The organism is Lachnoclostridium phytofermentans ISDg (genome assembly GCF_000018685.1).
Classification (GTDB): Bacteria; Bacillota; Clostridia; order Lachnospirales; family Lachnospiraceae; genus Lachnoclostridium; species Lachnoclostridium phytofermentans.
Genome location: NC_010001.1, coordinates 80,001 through 98,919, shown reverse-complemented (window position 1 = coordinate 98,919; position 18,919 = coordinate 80,001). Strand labels below are relative to the sequence as shown.

General features: G+C 36.4%; 14 protein-coding genes, 2 tRNA genes and 1 rRNA gene (1 of these 17 running past the window's edge). 6 read left to right on the top strand and 11 right to left on the bottom strand.

All coding sequences use genetic code 11. The features are described from left to right. Positions 1 to 15 precede the first annotated feature (15 nt). Together CPHY_RS00430 and CPHY_RS00425 are read right to left on the bottom strand one after the other, a co-directional pair. Positions 16 to 636 carry an amidase domain-containing protein gene (locus tag CPHY_RS00430; RefSeq protein WP_012198102.1) on the bottom strand — a complete coding sequence of 207 codons (621 nt, stop codon included), beginning with the start codon at positions 634 to 636 and terminating at the stop codon, positions 16 to 18. A 97-nt stretch (positions 637 to 733) separates the two neighbouring features. Then, the gene (locus CPHY_RS00425; protein ID WP_012198101.1) at positions 734 to 2,416 is read right to left on the bottom strand and encodes an N-acetylmuramoyl-L-alanine amidase; all 1,683 of its coding nucleotides are present in this window, start codon (positions 2,414 to 2,416) and stop codon (positions 734 to 736) included. A gap of 426 nt (positions 2,417 to 2,842) precedes the next feature. On the opposite strand from CPHY_RS00425, the gene CPHY_RS00420 reads away from it, so the two are divergent. From CPHY_RS00420 to CPHY_RS20440, 4 genes are all read left to right on the top strand, one after another. Then, complete coding sequence (locus tag CPHY_RS00420) at positions 2,843 to 5,230, top strand: hypothetical protein (protein WP_012198100.1); 2,388 nt, start codon at positions 2,843 to 2,845, stop codon at positions 5,228 to 5,230. A 19-nt stretch (positions 5,231 to 5,249) separates the two neighbouring features. Then, the gene (locus CPHY_RS00415; RefSeq protein WP_012198099.1) at positions 5,250 to 6,446 is read left to right on the top strand and encodes a hypothetical protein; all 1,197 of its coding nucleotides are present in this window, start codon (positions 5,250 to 5,252) and stop codon (positions 6,444 to 6,446) included. Between the two features lie 722 nt (positions 6,447 to 7,168). Next, positions 7,169 to 7,990 (top strand): helix-turn-helix domain-containing protein, encoded by an 822-nt coding sequence (locus CPHY_RS00410; protein ID WP_012198098.1) that lies wholly within the window; start codon positions 7,169 to 7,171, stop codon positions 7,988 to 7,990. A gap of 212 nt (positions 7,991 to 8,202) precedes the next feature. Then, positions 8,203 to 9,003: an FHIPEP family type III secretion protein gene (locus tag CPHY_RS20440; protein ID WP_012198097.1), complete on the top strand. Its 801-nt coding sequence runs from the start codon at positions 8,203 to 8,205 to the stop codon at positions 9,001 to 9,003. A gap of 84 nt (positions 9,004 to 9,087) precedes the next feature. On the opposite strand, the gene CPHY_RS00400 is transcribed toward CPHY_RS20440, so the two are convergent. Then, positions 9,088 to 9,798: a phosphatase gene (locus CPHY_RS00400; RefSeq protein ID WP_012198096.1), complete on the bottom strand. Its 711-nt coding sequence runs from the start codon at positions 9,796 to 9,798 to the stop codon at positions 9,088 to 9,090. A 495-nt stretch (positions 9,799 to 10,293) separates the two neighbouring features. Between CPHY_RS00400 and CPHY_RS00395 the strand changes: the two genes are divergently transcribed. Then, the gene (locus CPHY_RS00395; RefSeq protein ID WP_012198095.1) at positions 10,294 to 11,181 is read left to right on the top strand and encodes a prolipoprotein diacylglyceryl transferase; all 888 of its coding nucleotides are present in this window, start codon (positions 10,294 to 10,296) and stop codon (positions 11,179 to 11,181) included. Positions 11,182 to 11,312: 131 nt separating this feature from the next. Here CPHY_RS00395 and CPHY_RS21545 read toward each other — a convergent pair whose 3' ends face one another. The 4 genes from CPHY_RS21545 to CPHY_RS00380 all read right to left on the bottom strand — a co-directional run bounded on the left by CPHY_RS21545 (position 11,313) and on the right by CPHY_RS00380 (position 15,401). Further along, positions 11,313 to 11,471, bottom strand: coding sequence for a hypothetical protein (locus CPHY_RS21545; RefSeq protein ID WP_012198094.1), 159 nt, complete (start codon positions 11,469 to 11,471; stop codon positions 11,313 to 11,315). A gap of 313 nt (positions 11,472 to 11,784) precedes the next feature. After that, positions 11,785 to 12,258: a (2Fe-2S)-binding protein gene (locus CPHY_RS00390; protein WP_012198093.1), complete on the bottom strand. Its 474-nt coding sequence runs from the start codon at positions 12,256 to 12,258 to the stop codon at positions 11,785 to 11,787. Next, positions 12,242 to 13,078, bottom strand: a complete 837-nt coding sequence (locus tag CPHY_RS00385) for an FAD binding domain-containing protein (protein ID WP_012198092.1) — start codon at positions 13,076 to 13,078, stop codon at positions 12,242 to 12,244. Before CPHY_RS00385 ends, CPHY_RS00390 begins: the two co-directional genes overlap by 17 nt. Further along, on the bottom strand, positions 13,065 to 15,401 hold the full coding sequence (locus CPHY_RS00380; RefSeq protein WP_012198091.1) for a xanthine dehydrogenase family protein molybdopterin-binding subunit: 2,337 nt from the start codon (positions 15,399 to 15,401) through the stop codon (positions 13,065 to 13,067). The genes CPHY_RS00385 and CPHY_RS00380 overlap by 14 nt, the downstream gene beginning before the upstream one ends. Positions 15,402 to 16,069: 668 nt before the next feature. Between CPHY_RS00380 and CPHY_RS00375 the strand changes: the two genes are divergently transcribed. Beyond that, the gene (locus CPHY_RS00375) at positions 16,070 to 16,615 is read left to right on the top strand and encodes a hypothetical protein (RefSeq protein WP_012198090.1); all 546 of its coding nucleotides are present in this window, start codon (positions 16,070 to 16,072) and stop codon (positions 16,613 to 16,615) included. On the opposite strand, the gene CPHY_RS00370 is transcribed toward CPHY_RS00375, so the two are convergent. The 4 genes from CPHY_RS00370 to CPHY_RS00355 all read right to left on the bottom strand — a co-directional run. Next, on the bottom strand, positions 16,596 to 16,922 hold the full coding sequence (locus tag CPHY_RS00370; RefSeq protein WP_012198089.1) for a hypothetical protein: 327 nt from the start codon (positions 16,920 to 16,922) through the stop codon (positions 16,596 to 16,598). The genes CPHY_RS00375 and CPHY_RS00370 overlap by 20 nt on opposite strands. A gap of 517 nt (positions 16,923 to 17,439) precedes the next feature. Then, a tRNA-Cys gene (locus tag CPHY_RS00365) sits at positions 17,440 to 17,510 on the bottom strand. Between the two features lie 46 nt (positions 17,511 to 17,556). Further along, positions 17,557 to 17,628: transfer RNA gene (locus CPHY_RS00360), tRNA-Asn, on the bottom strand. 63 nt (positions 17,629 to 17,691) lie between these two features. Further along, positions 17,692 to 18,919, bottom strand: a 23S ribosomal RNA gene (locus tag CPHY_RS00355) (it continues 1,688 nt past the right edge of the window).

Here is an 18,919-nt window from a genome sequence, read left to right as displayed (position 1 = left end):
TTACTATTTATACACTTAAAAATAAGTATCCGTAAACTTTAGCACCCGCATCCACGCTCCTTCGATGCCACCATTGGTATCCAGTACATCGCTAAATGGACGATAACTATAATCTGCAGTATGTTGTGCTACATAGACATTTCCCAAAGCACTTTCAATTGGCTGCGGATTCTCAGTCGTAGCCGTCACCATTACGGTATGACCGTACCGTCCAAGATTACTATGATAAAACTGTAAGACATCTCCAAGTGCTAAATCCACAGGCGCATAACCCCAGTATTGCCGATTGTTATAGCCAATAGCTTTAGGTCCAGGCCCCCGATTTGTTGTAACGTAATTCCACAGCTCCTCTACTCTAATAAATGCCCCAGATGCAATTGGGGAAGGAGAGGCATAGTTTCTCCCATACCAGATGCTTGTTTGACGATAATTCTTAGCTACTCTTTCTCTAAGTGCCAAAATATCTGCCTCACTTGTTAAAGAATACCCTTCTGTACCTCCATATCCGGCCCAAATGCACTGCGAAATAAAATTCGTACAGTCTTCTGACATCCGTTTAAATATTCCATTTTGTTCTTGATCTCCAAATTGTACGGCGTATGCAACTGCCAATGCTGGATCATAAGAAACAACCATCCTACTCCTAACTAGGAGACAAACTATATATCTCCCCCATTGCCTAGCAATGTGTCTGCTTTTATCTTATTTTATTCCATTGTTTCATCCAGTGTGCCTACGGAATAAGAATTTTTTGTCCCACAATAATATAATCAATATCTTTGATACTGTTATACTCTGCCAGTCGCTTTATTGGTGCGCCATATTTTAAGGCGATAGAAGCCAAAGTATCACCTTTCTTTACCACATATACTTGGTCATTTTGCTTTGCTATCCCTTGCAAATAGCCCTGTATTGCCTTTCCAATTGCTATACCAAAATCCTTTTGATTTTTTGATTGTATTAAATATTCATAATCATATGGATTAGATAAGAAACTGGTTTCTAGTAATACAGAAGGACATGTTGTAAGGCGAGTTAACGATAAACTACTTTGTCTTGGGTCACGTTTTTTTAATCCTAATTCATTTGTAATACTATTATTCATCAGATTTGGAAAATTTCCGAATAGATTGTAGCTATAATAGGTTAAAAATCCGCTTGATTTACTATAATCGCTAGCGTAATCTAGGGAGTTGCCATGAATAGAGACAGAAATATCTGGCTTTACCTTTCTTATGGTTTCCACGCGATCTGATAGACTGTAAAACGTATCATCCTCACGAATTAAGACCACCTTTGCACCAAGTGCTTCAAGGTACTGTTTTGTATACAAGGTAATATTTAAATTGATATCTTTTTCAACTGGACCATAGACACCCATCGCTCCAACTGTCCCATTATCATAATCTCCATGGCCCGCATCTAATAATACGGTAGCACCAACCAGTGATTTTGAATCCTTTAATATTACTGGTAGCTTAAGTTCAAAGCGCATCACACCGTTTTTAAAGGTTACATCATATCCATAGATGGATGCATTGTCAAACATGGTAAAGCAGTAGGTCTTTGTTTTGTTTTTACTATCTGTGTTTACTGTTACCTTCTCTATAATTCCATTCCCTGTGGTTATCGGTTTCGCAGCTGCAATGGTATCATATAACTTCAGATAAATATTTTGCCCTTCAAAGGATACAGAATACAAAGCATTCACATTCATTGATAATTCGATTACTAATTGATTCGCAACAGTATCTTTACTCACACTCGCCTTGGTTACTTTGTTAGGCTCTAGTGTCTTATCATATCGTTTGATACTAGATTTTGAAACATACGTACCATCTGCTAATTTGTAGAAGCTGCCATCTTCTCCTAAGAGACGTGAGGTAGTCCCAAGTGTTAATGGCATTAAATTTACATTGGATTCACTTATCTTGCTTCTTGGCATTGCGTAACTACTTGTTATAACACCATAAACATCATTCTTATACTCCTTGTAGGTCACTTTTGGAGTAGTATTGCCTCCACTTGTGGAATTATTACCAGAAGAAGTTGTTACTTTATTTCGAGTGATTGTTAATGTATTTATTACTCCATTATTCTCAAATTCAAACTCGTTCTTTCCAACTTCTAATTCAACATAAACCGTAAAAAATCCATACTCACTTGTCTCTATCTCTTCCCCATTCATATACAACGGATATTCATAATCACAGGCACCAAGGATGCTTACCTTACTACCCGTAGTTGTGTAATTATTTTTTGGAGAAGCGATAATAATGTCCTGTGGATTTTCATATCCAGGCATCTCATTACTTGCATACGCTGTAAAATTTGGCTGGCTGAAAAAAACAATGCTTAGCATAAAAATGATGCTAAAAGAAACGATCGATTTTACCTTCTTTTTAAATAGCAACATAAACTCCACCTTCCCTACCTATAATATCTACTTGTTACTCCCATTTTATTCTAGTTTTGTGTTACTTTTATGTCATAAATTTAGCATAATTTGTAGCTTTTTCCCGATAATTAAAAACAGTTCTTTCTTCCTATTTTCGAGTATTTTCGCGCTTTTGCTTTATTTTTGACACACCTATGTTATACTGTTTTTGTTGGAGAGTGGAAAACTTATGCAATAATTTAGCCTTATTTGGTACAATAATACGTTTCAATGGCTTTTTTACTAAAGAATCCGCTTCTCTGAACCGATAATAAATACAGAACATAAGACTCAATTTATGAAAACACAAGTACATGTAAAACCGTTTGGCCTCAGGAAGAGAAAGCGGTGTGGTTTTGAACGGCAGAGAAACCACCTACATGACCAAAGGAGGTAATGCAAACTATGCAAACAGGAACTATTGCTGTAAAAACTACAGCAAAGTGCAGTCGTAACACTTATCTTTGCATCATTGCTAGCATCTTTTTTATGTTGACAATGGCGTTAGGTGTCTTTTCTCCAAAAACAGCGTATGCTGCCGGAGCAAGCATCAGTATACAAGAAATTAATTATGACAATAGCACAATAACGGTAAAAGTAAATTCAGGTGATACTGTGGTTTACTTTTCTGATGAAAACATGAAAACTTGGGAAACAATTCCGACAGATATTGGTACCGATCGTTTGGTAACTCTTGATATCTCTTGGATTACTCCAACAAATAAGTATGTATTAACTTTCAAAGGTGATGCCTCAACCGAAGCTGTTAAGGTTACGATACCAAAGCAGGTAACAAACTTTAAGGCAAGCTATAATAAAGTTAGAGGTATTGTTACATTTACCAATGATTATGACCGTACTATCCAGTGGAGAAAAAAAGATAGCTACATATGGAATACTGTGAATACTGATAACTTCGCTTCACAGCTTGAGATGCTTTGTACCCAAGGTGCAACCGTTTATCTTAGACTTGCACCAACCAATAGTTATCTGGTAAATGGTACATTAACTGAGGGAGAGCGTCCAAGTAAAGAAATTTCACTTGTTATAGCGAAAAAGATAGCTGCTCCAAACATCGTAATTAACGGTTCCAAGTTCTCTATCCAAGCAGATAAGAATCTTGCTTATCGCACCGTAGGAAGTGATGGAACCATTGGAGAGTGGAAGAATATAACTACTACAACAAGTCTTTGGTTAAAAGACATTGCAGGTAGTGCTCTGTATACCAATGCAGGTACAACCCAATGTGAAGTTACTCTTCAGTTTAGAAAGAACCCAACCAGTACCAGTCAGGTTTCTCATATCTCAACAGTTACTGTTCCTGTTCAAGAGGCTCCTCCTTCTGATTCCGATCATGGTATAGAAATTAATTACACTAGTTCAACTACCTTTACTTTACAGGTTAAGGCTGCTAGTGAAACAAAACCATTTGAATATACCATCGTAAAACCTGATAATACATTAGACTATGTAACTGCATCTTGGACTTCTATTACTTCAAATGCAGAAATCACAATAAAATCAGATAAAGCACCAGTAGGAAGTCATGTTTATGTAAGAAAGAAGAGTGTACCAGCTTCTGGAGATATTAAATTTTCTCTTGCATCGAAAGAGCTTGATATTACAGGAAGCAAAGGTGTTCAGTACCCAAGCCCTGCACAGGCAACCACTTTAGAAACTTTAATCACTACAGCTTCGGTATGTAACAGTGAAAATTCTGCTGGTAACCTAACTTTTACTCTTTATAGTCCAACCAAAGCTACCGTATCTTCGATTAGTTTCCGTGATCAGTACGGCAATACAAAGGGTACCGTAAGTGTAAAGAGTTCGGTAAGTACAAATACAGCTTCAAGATTTATTACAGATCAATATATTATTACAACTAAGATTACAAGCACAGAAAGCCTAGATAATCTTACTGAGACAAAGTTATATGCCTATATTACATTGTCAAACAATGATGTGATTGAAAGTACAACTGATTCTGGAGTGCTTCTATACATCTATCCATCTAGTAAAATTAACAACAAGGAGAATAAAGAATATACCTCTGCATTCGAACGTTTATATGGTTCGACAGAGGCAAAAGATAAATCCTCCTTTACCTTCCAAATTGACTTAGGTACAGAGAAAGTACCAGATACCTCTGCAATTGGAAACTTTACTACACAGGATACAGAGATTAACTCCATAAAGTATGATGGATATACTCTGGCACCAACTACGGATTACAACGTTGTATATGGTTCCTATACGAATGATAATGGTAAGAAGATTCGTACTGCAACCGTTACTGTTAACGTAAATAAGTTTGAAACTATTTCAACTATAACAACCAAGGGAAAAGCTGTTCCATTACTAATTGCCTTGAATAATGGAGAAGAAATCGACAATAAAGTTACAATTAAGCTAGTAGATACAGCGACTTTATTAGATGCTCCAATCGCTTGGTCCATTATGGAAGGTAGCTTAAAGGAAACTGAGACTAAAGTTACTACAAATGAGGACGGAAGTAAAACTACAGAAACCGTTGAAGCAATTACTTATGAATTAAAGTTAAAGCTACATGACAGCTCTTATGCAGTTGGTATATCCGATGTAACTTGGGGTGGTACTTCCATATTACGTTCCGCAACCGTATCTGGTGGAACCGCAACCGTTTACTTGTCCAACGCTAAGATTAATAAATTAACTTCATCCTCATCAACAACCAATAATCTAGTTATCACCTTAAGTAACGGATTTGTGATTAAATCAGGTTGTAAGTTAACAATTATTAATGCTGGAAAGTAGAGAAAGGAGACTTAAATAGATGAATACAAAGAACAAAAAACTGTTTCTTGCACCTATACTTATAGCATTTGGTCTCCTCTTACTCATACCTATAGCAAAAATAAGTGCAGCTGAAGCAAAACCAGTTTCGATTGGAAAGATTGACTATGACACTTTGACTATGTATGTTTATACCAATAATAATACCGTAGTCTATTATTCTACTGATAAAACAACTTGGTATGAGGTAGAGGGAAATAAAACAACTGAAAATGATGCATTCCTTATGGATATCTCATGGGTAAATTCTTCCGATGATATCACCCTTTACTTTAAAGGAGAAAACGATAAGACCATCCAGAACGTAACACTTCCAGCAAAGGATACCTCACTTAAAGTTATATTGGATAAAACTGATAATACTTTTACTTTTGAAAATTGCGATGCTGCTACTCATTTTGAGTGGAAGAAAGCGAATGATTACGTATGGAATAAAGTACCTTTAGATATGAAGTCTGCTTCCTATCAGTCTTTCTTAAAGACAATAGAAGGGTTGCTTGTAAAAGGTGCTAAAGTATCCTTCCGTATTCCACAAACGGTTGGAACGAATGAAAAAAATGTTGGTGCTCGTCCTTCAAAGGAAGTAAACATCACTCTTGCAAAAAGAGCGAATGCTCCTTCTGTAAAAGTAAACGCAAATAAATTAATGTTAAACACTACCCTTTCTATGGAGTATTTTAGTGATAGAAAGAATGTATGGATAGAATGCGATAAGAATATGACAATCGAAGACATCGCTCCTACTACTCTTTTTAGAAATGGTTCCAAATCAGTTACCTTAAAAATTCGTACCGCAGCTACAACAAATAAAGCATATAGCAAAACCGCTTTCTTAAAGATCAATGGTCAAGCTGGTGCTCCTACGATTGGTGATAATAGCAAAGATGTTTCCTACTATTATCAGAATGGAAAACTGATGCTTCAATTTAACAATGCATCAAAGACAGATGTATATAGCTATGCAATAGTAAAACCTGGTTCCACCTTTAATGAAACAACTACTGCGTTTACTATGATGAATACTAACAAAGCAAAAGTTATAACAGCAACGACTGCTCCAGAAGGCTCCACTATTTATATCCGTAAGCAGGGTATAAATGAAAATACCACCAAAGGTATCGAACTAGAATTAGCATCTGAAGTTAATAGTTTTAAGGTTACCTATCCTAAGCAGTAACTACTTCTCTTTTAGGAGAAAACCTTGTAATTATAGTTTAATAGCTTAATAAATCAAGGACAAACGATACCTCTTCGATAAGTTCATAGCTTACGAAAATATCGCTTGTCCCTTTTTTTTATATTAAGTAGTATATAGAATTAGCTGTATATAGAATTCGTAGTATAAATCTGCGGTTTTTCTTTAAAAAACTGGAGTTGCAAACCTTATATACACAAATACCTAACATTATATATTCTGTTTAATTTCATATCCAACTGATATTATAGGGCCTCCCTTATTTGAGTATCCCAACATTATAGAACCTGTTTTTATTTATAAATTCAACATTTCAGACCCAAACAGTTAAATGCAACCTATGGTTGACAATTTGCAAACCCATATCTTCTTGCCATATTTCTTCCATTCCTATATATTAATACTTGAAAGGGGAGTTGAGAGAAACTTTACTTATCAACTCAAAAACCGCGGAACAATCTCTTTCATTAATATGTCGTAACTACGTCAAAGCGGATATTCCCACTTGCCTATAAGCAAGTTACTTGCCTACAGGCAAGTTTTTCCGCTACCAGCTCTACCTCATCGCCACTACTTCACGTGCGTGCTTATTCCTATTTATGAAAATAACATATTTACTTTCGGATTTGGTATGAAGTGAGTATACGGTAAAAAAATTTTTAATCTAACTAAATGGGGCACAAAAGTGCCAGAATAGAGGTTTTATGAAATTTTGTGATAAATTAATAGAACTAAGGCGAGAGCGTGGCCTCTCCCAAGAGCAGTTAGCAGACCAGCTAGATGTATCCAGACAGTCCGTAAGTAAATGGGAGTCTGATCAAACGATGCCTGAACTTTCGAAATTAATAACACTATCCGAAATCTTTGAGGTTTCCCTAGATTATTTAATGAGAGATTACATTATGGATCGTTCTGGCACAAGAGAAAAGAAAGATAATACAGTAGATGATAAAGATATACCAAATAGAGAAAATCGTTATTCATCACTGGAAACCCAAATTAATGAGATAAATGACTATATTAAGAGACCACGTGGCTTTGAGTATAAAAGTAAAAAAACATTGTTTGGTTTGCCGTTAATTCATATCTGCTTTTTATACTCCAGACATCGAATCAAAGTGGCGAGGGGAATTATCGCAATTGGAGCTATTTCTGTTGGAGTTTTTAGTATCGGCGTCCTCTCCTTAGGTTTATTTGCTCTAGGAGCCTTGGCACTAGGCTTACTTTCCTTTGGTGCGATTTCCCTTGGCGCTATTGCAGTTGGCTCTATTGCTATCGGATACATTTCCATCGGCGCCCTTTCCATTGGAGTTTACTCCTTAGGCTCACTGGCTGTTGCTAAGGAAATAGCAGTCGGTGCAATGGCTTCCGGTAATCTAGCCATAGGTGACGAATCCTATGGAACCTATTGCTATTCTATCGATGCCATTCAAACAAAGGCTATGGCAAAGGATATTATCCTAACCCATTATCCATCAATACCTAAATTTCTTCTAAAAATATTTACCTTGTTTTTTCACCCGTAAACAGGAAAAAGCACGCTTTGCGAACTTTTCCTTGTCATGATTTAATCTAGTGAGGCATGAGATTCTTTCTTCCTATGCCTCACTATTTTTAATGCAGTTGAGTATATGGTCAATGAACCGTTGTTTTACTAATTCCTTGTAATAAGATACAATACCAATAGACATAAGCTTACATTAATTATAGAACATATTTTAAGGAGGTACATCTCTTTATGGATTATCAGAGATTTGCAGCAAAATTATTAAAACAACGTCAACAATTACAATTAACCCAAGAAGAGTTGGCATTGCGTGTTGGCGTGACACCTCAAGCTATCTCTAAGTGGGAGCGAGGAATTAGCTTACCAGACATTGAGCTCCTATACCAGCTAAGTAAAGTACTATCTCTTTCTATGGATGAGCTATTAGATTTACCAACCTCATTAACAGAATCCGATAATGATAAAGATAAAGAACGTCTTTTTCGTGCTATTCTCTCGGAGCCAATTACCCTTAAGGTTGGATGTGGCTTCGTAGATTATCTTATGAAAGAGAATCAGCAGGGTTTTCCAAAACTTCAACAGGTTCGAATCAATATGGCAAAAGAAAGCGGATATCTGTTACCAACAGTACGGATTTTAGATGACATTACACTGGATAATCACTGCTTTCAGATACTTTTTTATGATAAGGTTGTCTATGAGCAGAATAACTTAAATCCTAGCAGTTCAGAATATCCAGAAATTTTTGAACAGCTCAATCTAACATGTACCGCTCATTATGAAAAACTTCTTCATCGTCAAATAGTGAAAGATTTAATTGATAATTTGTCGAAACTTTACCCTGTCCTCGTGGACGGCTATATCCCAGATAAATTATCCTATGCTCAGATACAATTTGTATTAAAGTCATTGATTGAACATAAGAAAAGCATCCGTAATCTGTGTGAAATCATAGAATATTTGGAAGATAATCTGGTACTTGGCAAAGATCTAGTTTCTATTTCAAATGAATTAATCCAACTATCATATTAATACATTTCTTCTTGTAGAATAAGTTCCTAACAAGTAAATTAACCATTTACGGGCTGTGATTCGTTATTCCTATGCCTCACTGTTTTAGTCATAGATAAAGCTTATTAATTTTTTTGAATCAACATTTAACACCAAATCCTTATTGAAATTTTGCGATTCAATAAGGTCTACGGCGAGATTGAATCTTCCTACATAACTTGGATCATGAGCATCTGAACTAATTATTATTGGTACGTGATACTGCTTACAGTAATGAAGCATGGTTTTATAGTTTTCAATACAATTTAACCGTCTATCTTTCTTAATCAATGAACTATTGTTAACCTCCAGTGCCACATGCGTTTCTTTTGCGGCCTGTACAAGTTCTTTATAGTTCAATGGCGTATGATCATCATCTGGATGGGAGATAAAATGCACTTTCTCATTCTGCATGCATTTAATCAGGTTTTCCGTATTTTTTTCCCGGCCTTGATCTTCATAGCACTGGCAATGGATTCCAACAATAGCGTAATCCAGCATGTCAATGTATTCCTGTTGCAAAGACAGAGTACCATCATTCAGCACATTGATTTCACAGCCATGAATAATATGAACACCGTATAAATCTCTCGGTACTATTTCAAGATTGCGAAAGTAAAACGGATCAACGGTTCCCGGAATTCCGGGAGCATGCTCACTGATTCCTAAAATCCGAAGATGCTTTTCAGCAGCAGCCTGTGCCATTTCACGGATTGTTCCATATGCATGTCCGCTTGCTATTGTATGTGTATGAATATCCGCAACTAATTTATCCATTGGAATCCCCCTATCTTACCAAAGAGTATTTAAAATTTCTGATTTGTCGTGTTACACCTTATTTACCAAAGGTCAACATCTTACTTCGAGCCACAATGGTCCAAAGGTGGTTTCTACGCCTGTATTCTATCACATACTGGTAATCCTGTCTATATTCCTCACTGTTTCTACTAGTTCTTTTCCCTCTGGTTGGCTGATCCTTTTAGAAGTTCAGACTTCCTATCCATCAATCCCCACTCTAGCCACAAGTCCTTTGTCATATTAAAATGTTTCTCTTTGATAGAACAAGTATTGAATTACGCTTTTTACCTATAAAAGTTCACTAATGAATGGATTACATTCGTTAATTATTAGCAAGTTTCCTATAATAGATTTCGCCCTATCAAATAATAAGTTCACCTATATATTGCACCTTAGGAATCCTTGCTATATAATGTCAACATAAGACATTGAAGAAATATGAATGGATGACATATAAAAAGAAAGGATGAACCTATGAAAAATGAATTAATAGCAATTGGTCCAATTAAAGTATATGGTTATGGTCTAATGATTGCGATTGCTATCTTATCAGCATATTCTCTTACGGAATACCGAGCAAAAAAATTAAAACTAGAACACGAGAAAGTTTTCTCTCTTGTTATCTGGTGTGCTACTGGCGGACTTCTTGGAGCTAAACTCTTATATTACATAACACAAATACCTGAAATCATAAATGATCCTAGTATACTTTGGAAAGTGACCGATGGATTTGTTGTATATGGTGGTATTATTGGTGGTATCTTTGCTGGTTTTCTATTCTGTATAAAGCACAAACTAAATTTCTTAACATATTTTGATCTTGCAATGCCATCGATTGCATTAGCACAAGGCTTTGGCCGTATTGGGTGTTTTCTCTCTGGTTGTTGTTATGGCGTTGAAACAAATTGTGCTCTTGGAATTGTTTTTCATAACTCGGAATACGCACCAAATGGTATACGTTTAGTACCAACCCAGTTAATTTCAAGTGGTATGGATTTCCTCCACTGCTTTTTACTATTGTTTTATGCAAAACGTAAAAAGGCGAATGGACAAGTTGCTGCTCTTTACTTAATATGTTATAGCATCGGAAGATTCGTACTAGAATATTTCCGTGGAGACTTAGTTCGCGGTAATGTTGGACGATTTTCAACCTCACAATTTATCTCTATCTTTTTACTAATCATAGGTATTGTTTTCTTTGTAGTTCTTAGTCTTACTGCAAAAAAAGAAGTACTGAATGATTCAGATGAAATGGTGGCTAATGTAACAGAGGATCAGACAAATATAACAAATAATTCGGAAGAATTGGATTCTTATTCACTAACGGAAGATGAGGAAAAGTCGAAAGACGAAACTCTCTAATCTGTTGTACATTTATGTAGACTTTTTTAATACCAATGTTTTAATTCACTGATTAAAAGCCACCTTACTATTTTTATATATAGTAAGATGGCTTTCTGTTTTAATAATATAAGTGTTAAATGCTTTAACTACTATTCCTCAATTAATAAACTAACCTGATCAAATTCTTCCTTTGTTAGCTCTAATACAAAATCACAACTTGGGCAGTAAGCTGCTCCTGCAAGATTATCATGACGTTCAAGCTCTATATGATTGCCACACTTAACACATGTTCCTGGAATATTTAACAATGTACTTCCTCCTCAAATATCAATTACATTCCCCTTTAGGGAAAACAAACTACGTTTGCTATCATATCGTATATGAGCGCTTAGTACAACAAGTAAATATATCCTTTCGATTTTTAGAAATGTATTCAGTCACCACTTATTTAAAATTCTTCTTTAAGCTCTTAATATTTACGTGAACTAAAATTTGAATTACTAAGGGAACATACACTAATACATACCTCAATGAACGGAATCTGAAAGCTGTGTTTTAATAATACAATAGAGCAAAAAATCTAATCAATAGCTACGAATTAGCTATTTTATAACCCCACCTTTAAACTTGCTTTAATACACTCTTCACAGCTTCTCTTATTTCCTGATAACTGGTGCATCTGCAGATATTGGACTGAAGCCATTTTTCCATCTCAAATTCATCTGCACCTGGTTTCTTCTCAGATAGGGCATGGCAAACCATTAAAAATCCAGAAGTGCAGTAACCGCATTGAAAAGCATTATATTGAACAAATGCTTCCTGTATAGGTGCATGTCCTCCAAGTCCTTCCACAGTTAAAATTTTGTGTCCCACAGCCTCTATAGCTAAAACCAGACAGGATTTAGCAGGCAATCCATCCATTAGTACAGTACAGGTGCCACAGTCACCATTTTTGCATCCTGGCTTAGCACCTGTCAGTCCTAATTGCTCTCTTAATACATCCAATAAGACATCAGAAGGACGAATTGCTGCTTTTCTTATCTCATTATTCACATCAAGTTCGATCACGCAATCATTTTCATAATACTTCATCATTTCGCCTTTCTAAAATAGATTTAATAATATTATCAAATACAAAAAGCCTGTATTCTCCGGTACCTTCATAATCTGTGATTGGTGATTCCGGTAAAATACCATGTGTTTTTTTAAGCTTTTCTTCTAATGATAGCTGTTCGTTATTTAAAATTTTCTCTATTTCTAAACTCCGAAAGGGAAAAGGACAAAGACCAGAAATAGCAAATCTTAAACGATTCTCATAGGTAATGCTGCAGACCGTTACCAATGGATAATCTATTTTTTCTATTGCAGTCTTTTTTACATGGGTGAAAGGCAAAGAAAGCATTTCTTTTTTGATCTTAATCTGATAAATGAACTCACCGTTTCTCAATTTGATTTCTTGATCAAACGCATTTTTAAACGTTATCCTCCGAAAACCCCGTGGCCCATAGAGGATTATTCTGGCATCAGTAAGCAGTAATGGTAAAACCGTTTCCTTGTAGATAATTGTTCCGCTGATATTTCCTCCCAGCGTAATCCTGCACTGATTGGTATGATCTGCAATACGGGAACCTGTTGTGCCAAGGAGCGGAAATAATCCTGATTCTTCGATTGCATTTAATGATACCGCTCCACCTATTACTAAATTTTCATCTGTTAGTTCTAATTGATTACATTCTTTTATTCCTTTTAAATCAATGACTGCATCCGGCATACGACTTCCAGCTCTAGCCATTGTTATAATCTCGCTGCCTCCACCATAGTAAAATACCTTCTTCTCTTTGCTTAAGGTTTTATAGGCTTTTATTGCTTCTATTCTGTTTTCAGGCTTACAGTAAATAAAATCATTTGCTATCATGGCTCAACTTCCTCCTTCTCCACAGATATTCCGGTGTCATAGGAAGTTCATCAATAGAGACTCCAGATGCAGCTGCCAATGCATTTCCAAGTGCTGCCGGAATCCCTATAATACCATGTTCTGAAATACTTCGGGAGCCAAAAGGGGAATCATCCTGTGGTGTTTCTACAAATTCCACCTTAAACTTCGGATCCTGGCCTATATGCAAAAGCTTATAGGTTCGTAAATTAGGAGTCTTTACTCTTCCTTCTTTATTATAATGATAAACTTCTCTACTGGACATACTTAACCCCATAGCCATACCGCCATATATCATTTCTTTCATTCCATTGGGATTTATAACTTTCCCTACATCCATGACAGTCGTTGCTTTGATTATTTTATATGTGAAATCCGTCAGATTAAACTCAATTTCAACTGCCTGTGCACCTACTGTCCAAGCGGGCCCTGTCTTTCCTTTTCCTGTATTGGGGTCTAACAAGGACAAACCTTTTAACATAAATCCACCTTTTGCAATTACCGGTTCTCCAATGGATGCCCCGTTTTTAGCCTTATAACCTAAAACAATATCTTTAAATAAAGTATAATCGTCCGGTTGAGCTTTTTTAAAAACCTTACTTTCAGCAACTTCGATTTCTCCCGGGTTACAGGAATAAATCTGTGATCCCATGGCTTTTAATTGCTCTATTACATCATCAGCCGCTTTCATCACTGCGTTGCCTGCCATGTAATTGGTCATACTTGCAACCGTTTTATAATGTTCCGGATTCAATCTTGTATTAACGGAAAGGCTTACATGAATATCTTTTACATCCATTTTAAGCTTATCTGCAAGAATCTGGGCTAGGTAAGTCTGACCGCCACTTCCCATTTCCACAACACCTGTGTTTAAGTTTAAGCTTCCATCATAATTGAAGGTAATTATAGAACCAGATATAGCGTTTGTACGAGTATCGGCTGCTTTCCATAGACAGGAAATTCCCGTTGCTGATACTGTATTTTCATCAATTTTCTTTACACTTTCTCCATTCCAGTGGATTAGCTTTTTTAATTTTTTAAGGCAAAGCTCCGTATTTCCTGTATTGCTATAAGTGCTGACAACCTGGGTGGGCGTTAAATCCCCTGGCTTAATAGCATTAATTTTTCTAAATTCAAGCGGATCAATTCCGCATCGTTTGGCGAGATCATCCATTGCTCTCTCAACACAGAATGTATAACACAAATGACCAAAACCTCGATAAGAAGTGGAATAGGTATGATTGGTATAAATGCAGTAGGAATCGCACGATAGATTTTCTATTCTATAAGGACCGGTACAGTCTGCTACTATGGATTTAGCCATATAAGGCCCAATATCAGCATAGGCCCCTGTATCCAGATAAAAAACGAATCTGGCTGCTGTTATAGTCCCATCTGATTTTGCACCGATTTTTAAATCAGCTTCCAGCCCTAGTCGGCAAGGGGCTGTTGTCATATCCTCTTCTCTTGGTACTGTCAGACGGACAGGGGCTCCATTTACTTTCACACAAATCATGTATGCCAGAAACTCTAGAGTCACAGGTGCCTTTCCTCCAAAAGCACCTCCTACGAAGGGAACTTGCACTTCTATATTTCCTGCCGGTATCTGAAAACAAGTTGATATTTGCTTTATAACAGTATAAGGTGCTTGGGAGGAGGTCTCAATTTTTACTTTTCCATCCGCTGATATTTCGGCTCTTACCGCCCTGACTTCCATAGCTAGATGATCAGAAGGCGGAAGTTTATAGCTTCTCTCAATGATAATGTCACTTTCTGCAAATCCTTCTTTTGTATCCCCTTTCCTAACCTGGAATTTGGATGCAATATTACTTTGATCCACAGGATGTATATCCGCCATCTTTTTTTTATAGTAACCAAGGTTTGGGTGAAGCAAAGGTGCATCCTTTTTTAATGCTTCCATAGGCGAAAAAACAGCTTCTAGGACTTCATATTCAACTTCTATCATTCTGACTGCTTTTAATGCAATGGCTTCTGTCGTAGCTGCAACTACAGCAATCGCTTCTCCTGCATACCTTACTACATCTTTTGCAAGAGGGGGTCTATCTTCTATAAGAACTCCGCTTAATACGGGAAAATCACTGCCTGTAATAATTGCTTTTACACCTTGTAACTGGATGGCTTTTGAATAGTCAATGAATTTTATCTTTGCATGAGCATAAGGCGAGGTTAAAATCCTGGCATGGAGATAACCGGTAACAGGTTTATCATCTGTATATTGTGCCTTTCCAGTAACTTTATCCCAAGCCTCTTTTCGGTGTATATTTTCGTCAATGGTTGTTCTCATCTTTGATCCTCGTCAAAATTATTTTAACTTTAGTATGGACTATTTGGAAAATACTATACTATTTATGGGATATCTATCAGATTGTGGAAGTGCTGGTTTCAATAAAAAAGGAAGCAACTAATATGAAATCTACCGAAATATACCACCATAAACCAAATACCTTCAATTAATAGCATGAGGTTTATTTTGCATGCTCAGAAATATATGTTATAGGCCCCAAATATAATTATTGTTCTATTCAGTAATGGAGTATGATTGATAACAATCTTAACCCAAGAATTGAAATTAAAGATAGCCCTGTATCTAGTAGGTTCCAGAGGAGCCACATCCAAATACTAAAACAGAGCTACTATTTAACTATTATAGTAAGATGATGTTTTAAATATAAGTATAAAATATTAATTATCATTCCTCAATTAATACACTTATCTGTTCAAATTCTTCCTTTGTTAATTCACAAACAAAATCGCAATTTGGGAAATAAAATGCTCCTGTAAAATTTTCATGATGCTCAGGCTTATAATATTTTTCAAATTTTTACTTAAGATAAATGTCAGATTCCAATATAATGATATTGTATATATTTACATTTTTCTACAGGAAGTGGGTGATACCCTTGAGCACTGTATAAACTACCAAACAAATATAAATAATAAGGAGATGAATTTATGAATATAAAAAAGAGAATATTAAGCATACTTATATCTTGTACTTTATTAGCCGGATTATTTAATAGCATTACAACCCTAGCTGCAGAAACTGATAGATACTCATTAATGAAAAACAAAGCTATACTATCACTATTAGAAAATTTAAATGAAACAGGTGATTTTTCTGCGGTACTATCACTTAAAGATTATGATAATTCTGAGCGTTATTTTTATCTGCCTTTTTTAACTGGAGGTTATTTAATTTATGATAAGAAATTAGACATCATCCATGAATACTCGACAACGGAAAGCAATAAGTACATCAATGATCAAAATGACCTTTATTATTTAGGTGCATTAAGCTATTATCAAAAGCAAAATGATATGTACATAGAGATTCCTACTGGTAACCCCATTGATAACACTACTTTCTCAGAAATAGCAATGGATCTTAATTCTAACTTATCGATGCGTTCAATCTCCCCTTCTACTCACTATAACTTACAAAATAAAAGTAATACTATACGTGGTATAGCCATTTATATTAGTATTTTAATTCATTAGATTTATATACAGCAAATACACTATCTAAAATCATTAAATCATCTTCTTTTTTTATTCCAGAATATACTACTCTAATTTCGTCCCCAACATCTAAATCTGGAAATCCCGTTGCTAGAGCTATAGTTTTAGTTACTACAATTTTTTCCGCTTTCTCTTTTAATAATTCATCATCTTTTGGAGTTACTATAATATACGTATCGAAAACTTCTGAAACAGTTCCATTTAAATAATCTTGTTTTTTTTCACATCCTGAAGTAAATAGTACTACCAAAAAAATTATAGTATAAACAATTTGCTTTTTTATCATTCTTTACTCCATTTCTATTAAATTTTATATAATAATTCTAAAGAATATTCATAATTATAATAAATTATATCATATATACATTTATTTACAATCATATATTAAATAATTTCTATTAACTGAAAGGGCGTTGATTTTCAATTTACATGGATAGAAACTTGTAATTTCTATTTTTCCGTACTAATATTTAAAATCCAAAGCCAACCATATTTAAACATTGAATATATTCAGCTCCATCTTCGCTTAATTTTTTTATTTTTAACTTCTAATATTTACATGAACTAATAATTCAATTACTAATGCTATAATGAGTAAGAACATCATTATAATATCAATATATCTGGTTTTGTTTGTATATAATTAAATCGTCTACAGTAAATACATATCCAGCAGAAGTTTTTAATAATTTCAAGATATTTTCAAATAAAGAAAAAGCACGCTTCATTTACTTTTAGCTTATTATAAATGAAAAAAAGCCTCAAACCTATGTTTCTACAAGGTTTGAAGCTTTTTCTAAGAGAGGCGACAATCAGATTTGAACTGATGATCAGGGTGTTGCAGACCCATGCCTTACCACTTGGCTATGTCGCCATATTATATTATATATTAATTAACACAAAATTATGCTAATAAAAAACTCCCCGAGTTGGGCTCGAACCAACAACCCCACGGTTAACAGCCGTGTGCTCTACCATTGAGCTATCGAGGAATACTTCTACATTGTAACAAATGATTTTGACATTGTCAATTAAAAAAGTTTAAACAAACCTTTTAGGTTAAGCCCTCGACCTATTAGTAACAATCAGCTACATGTGTTACCACACTTCCACCTTTGTCCTATCAACCTTATCGTCTTTAAGGGGTCTTACTAGCTTGTGCTATGGGATATCTTATCTTGAGGGGGGCTTCACGCTTAGATGCCTTCAGCGTTTATCCCGTCCCGACTTGGCTACTCGGCCATGCTCTTGGTAGAACAACCGATACACCAGAGGTCAGTCCATCCCGGTCCTCTCGTACTAAGGACAGCTCCTCTCAAATATCCTACGCCTACGCCGGATAGGGACCGAACTGTCTCACGACGTTCTGAACCCAGCTCGCGTACCGCTTTAATGGGCGAACAGCCCAACCCTTGGGACCTACTACAGCCCCAGGATGCGATGAGCCGACATCGAGGTGCCAAACCACTCCGTCGATGTGAACTCTTGGGAGTGATAAGCCTGTTATCCCCAGGGTAGCTTTTATCCGTTGAGCGATGGCAATCCCACTTTATACCACCGGATCACTAAGTCCTACTTTCGTACCTGCTCCACCCGTCGGTGTCACAGTCAAGCTCTCTTATGCCTTTGCACTCTACGAATGGTTTCCAACCATTCTGAGAGAACCTTTGAGCGCCTCCGATACCCTTTCGGAGGCGACCGCCCCAGTCAAACTCCCCGCCTGACATTGTCCCCTAGCCGGGTCACGGCTACAGGTTAGAAATCCAGTACTACAAGGGTGGTATCCCAACAGCGACTCCGTAAGAACTGGCGTTCCTACTTCTTAGTCTCCCACCTATCCTGTACATGCAGCACCGAATCCCAGTATCAAGCTGAAGTAAAGCTCCATGGGGTCTTTCCGTCCTGGCGCAGGTAACCAGCATCTTCACTGGTATTTCAATTTCACCGGGTGCATTGTCGAGACAGTGCCCAAATCATTACGCCTTTCGTGCGGGTCGGAACTTACCCGACAAGGAATTTCGCTACCTTAGGACCGTTATAGTTACGGCCGCCGTTTACTGGGGCTTAAGTTCAAAGCTTCGACTTGCGTCTAACCTCTCCCCTTAACCTTCCAGCACCGGGCAGGCGTCAGCCCATATACCTCACCTTTCGGTTTTGCATAGACCTGTGTTTTTGCTAAACAGTTGCTTGGGCCAATTCTCTGCGGCCTGGTTGCCCAGGCACCCCTTCTCCCGAAGTTACGGGGTCATTTTGCCGAGTTCCTTAACAATGCTTCTCCCGTCG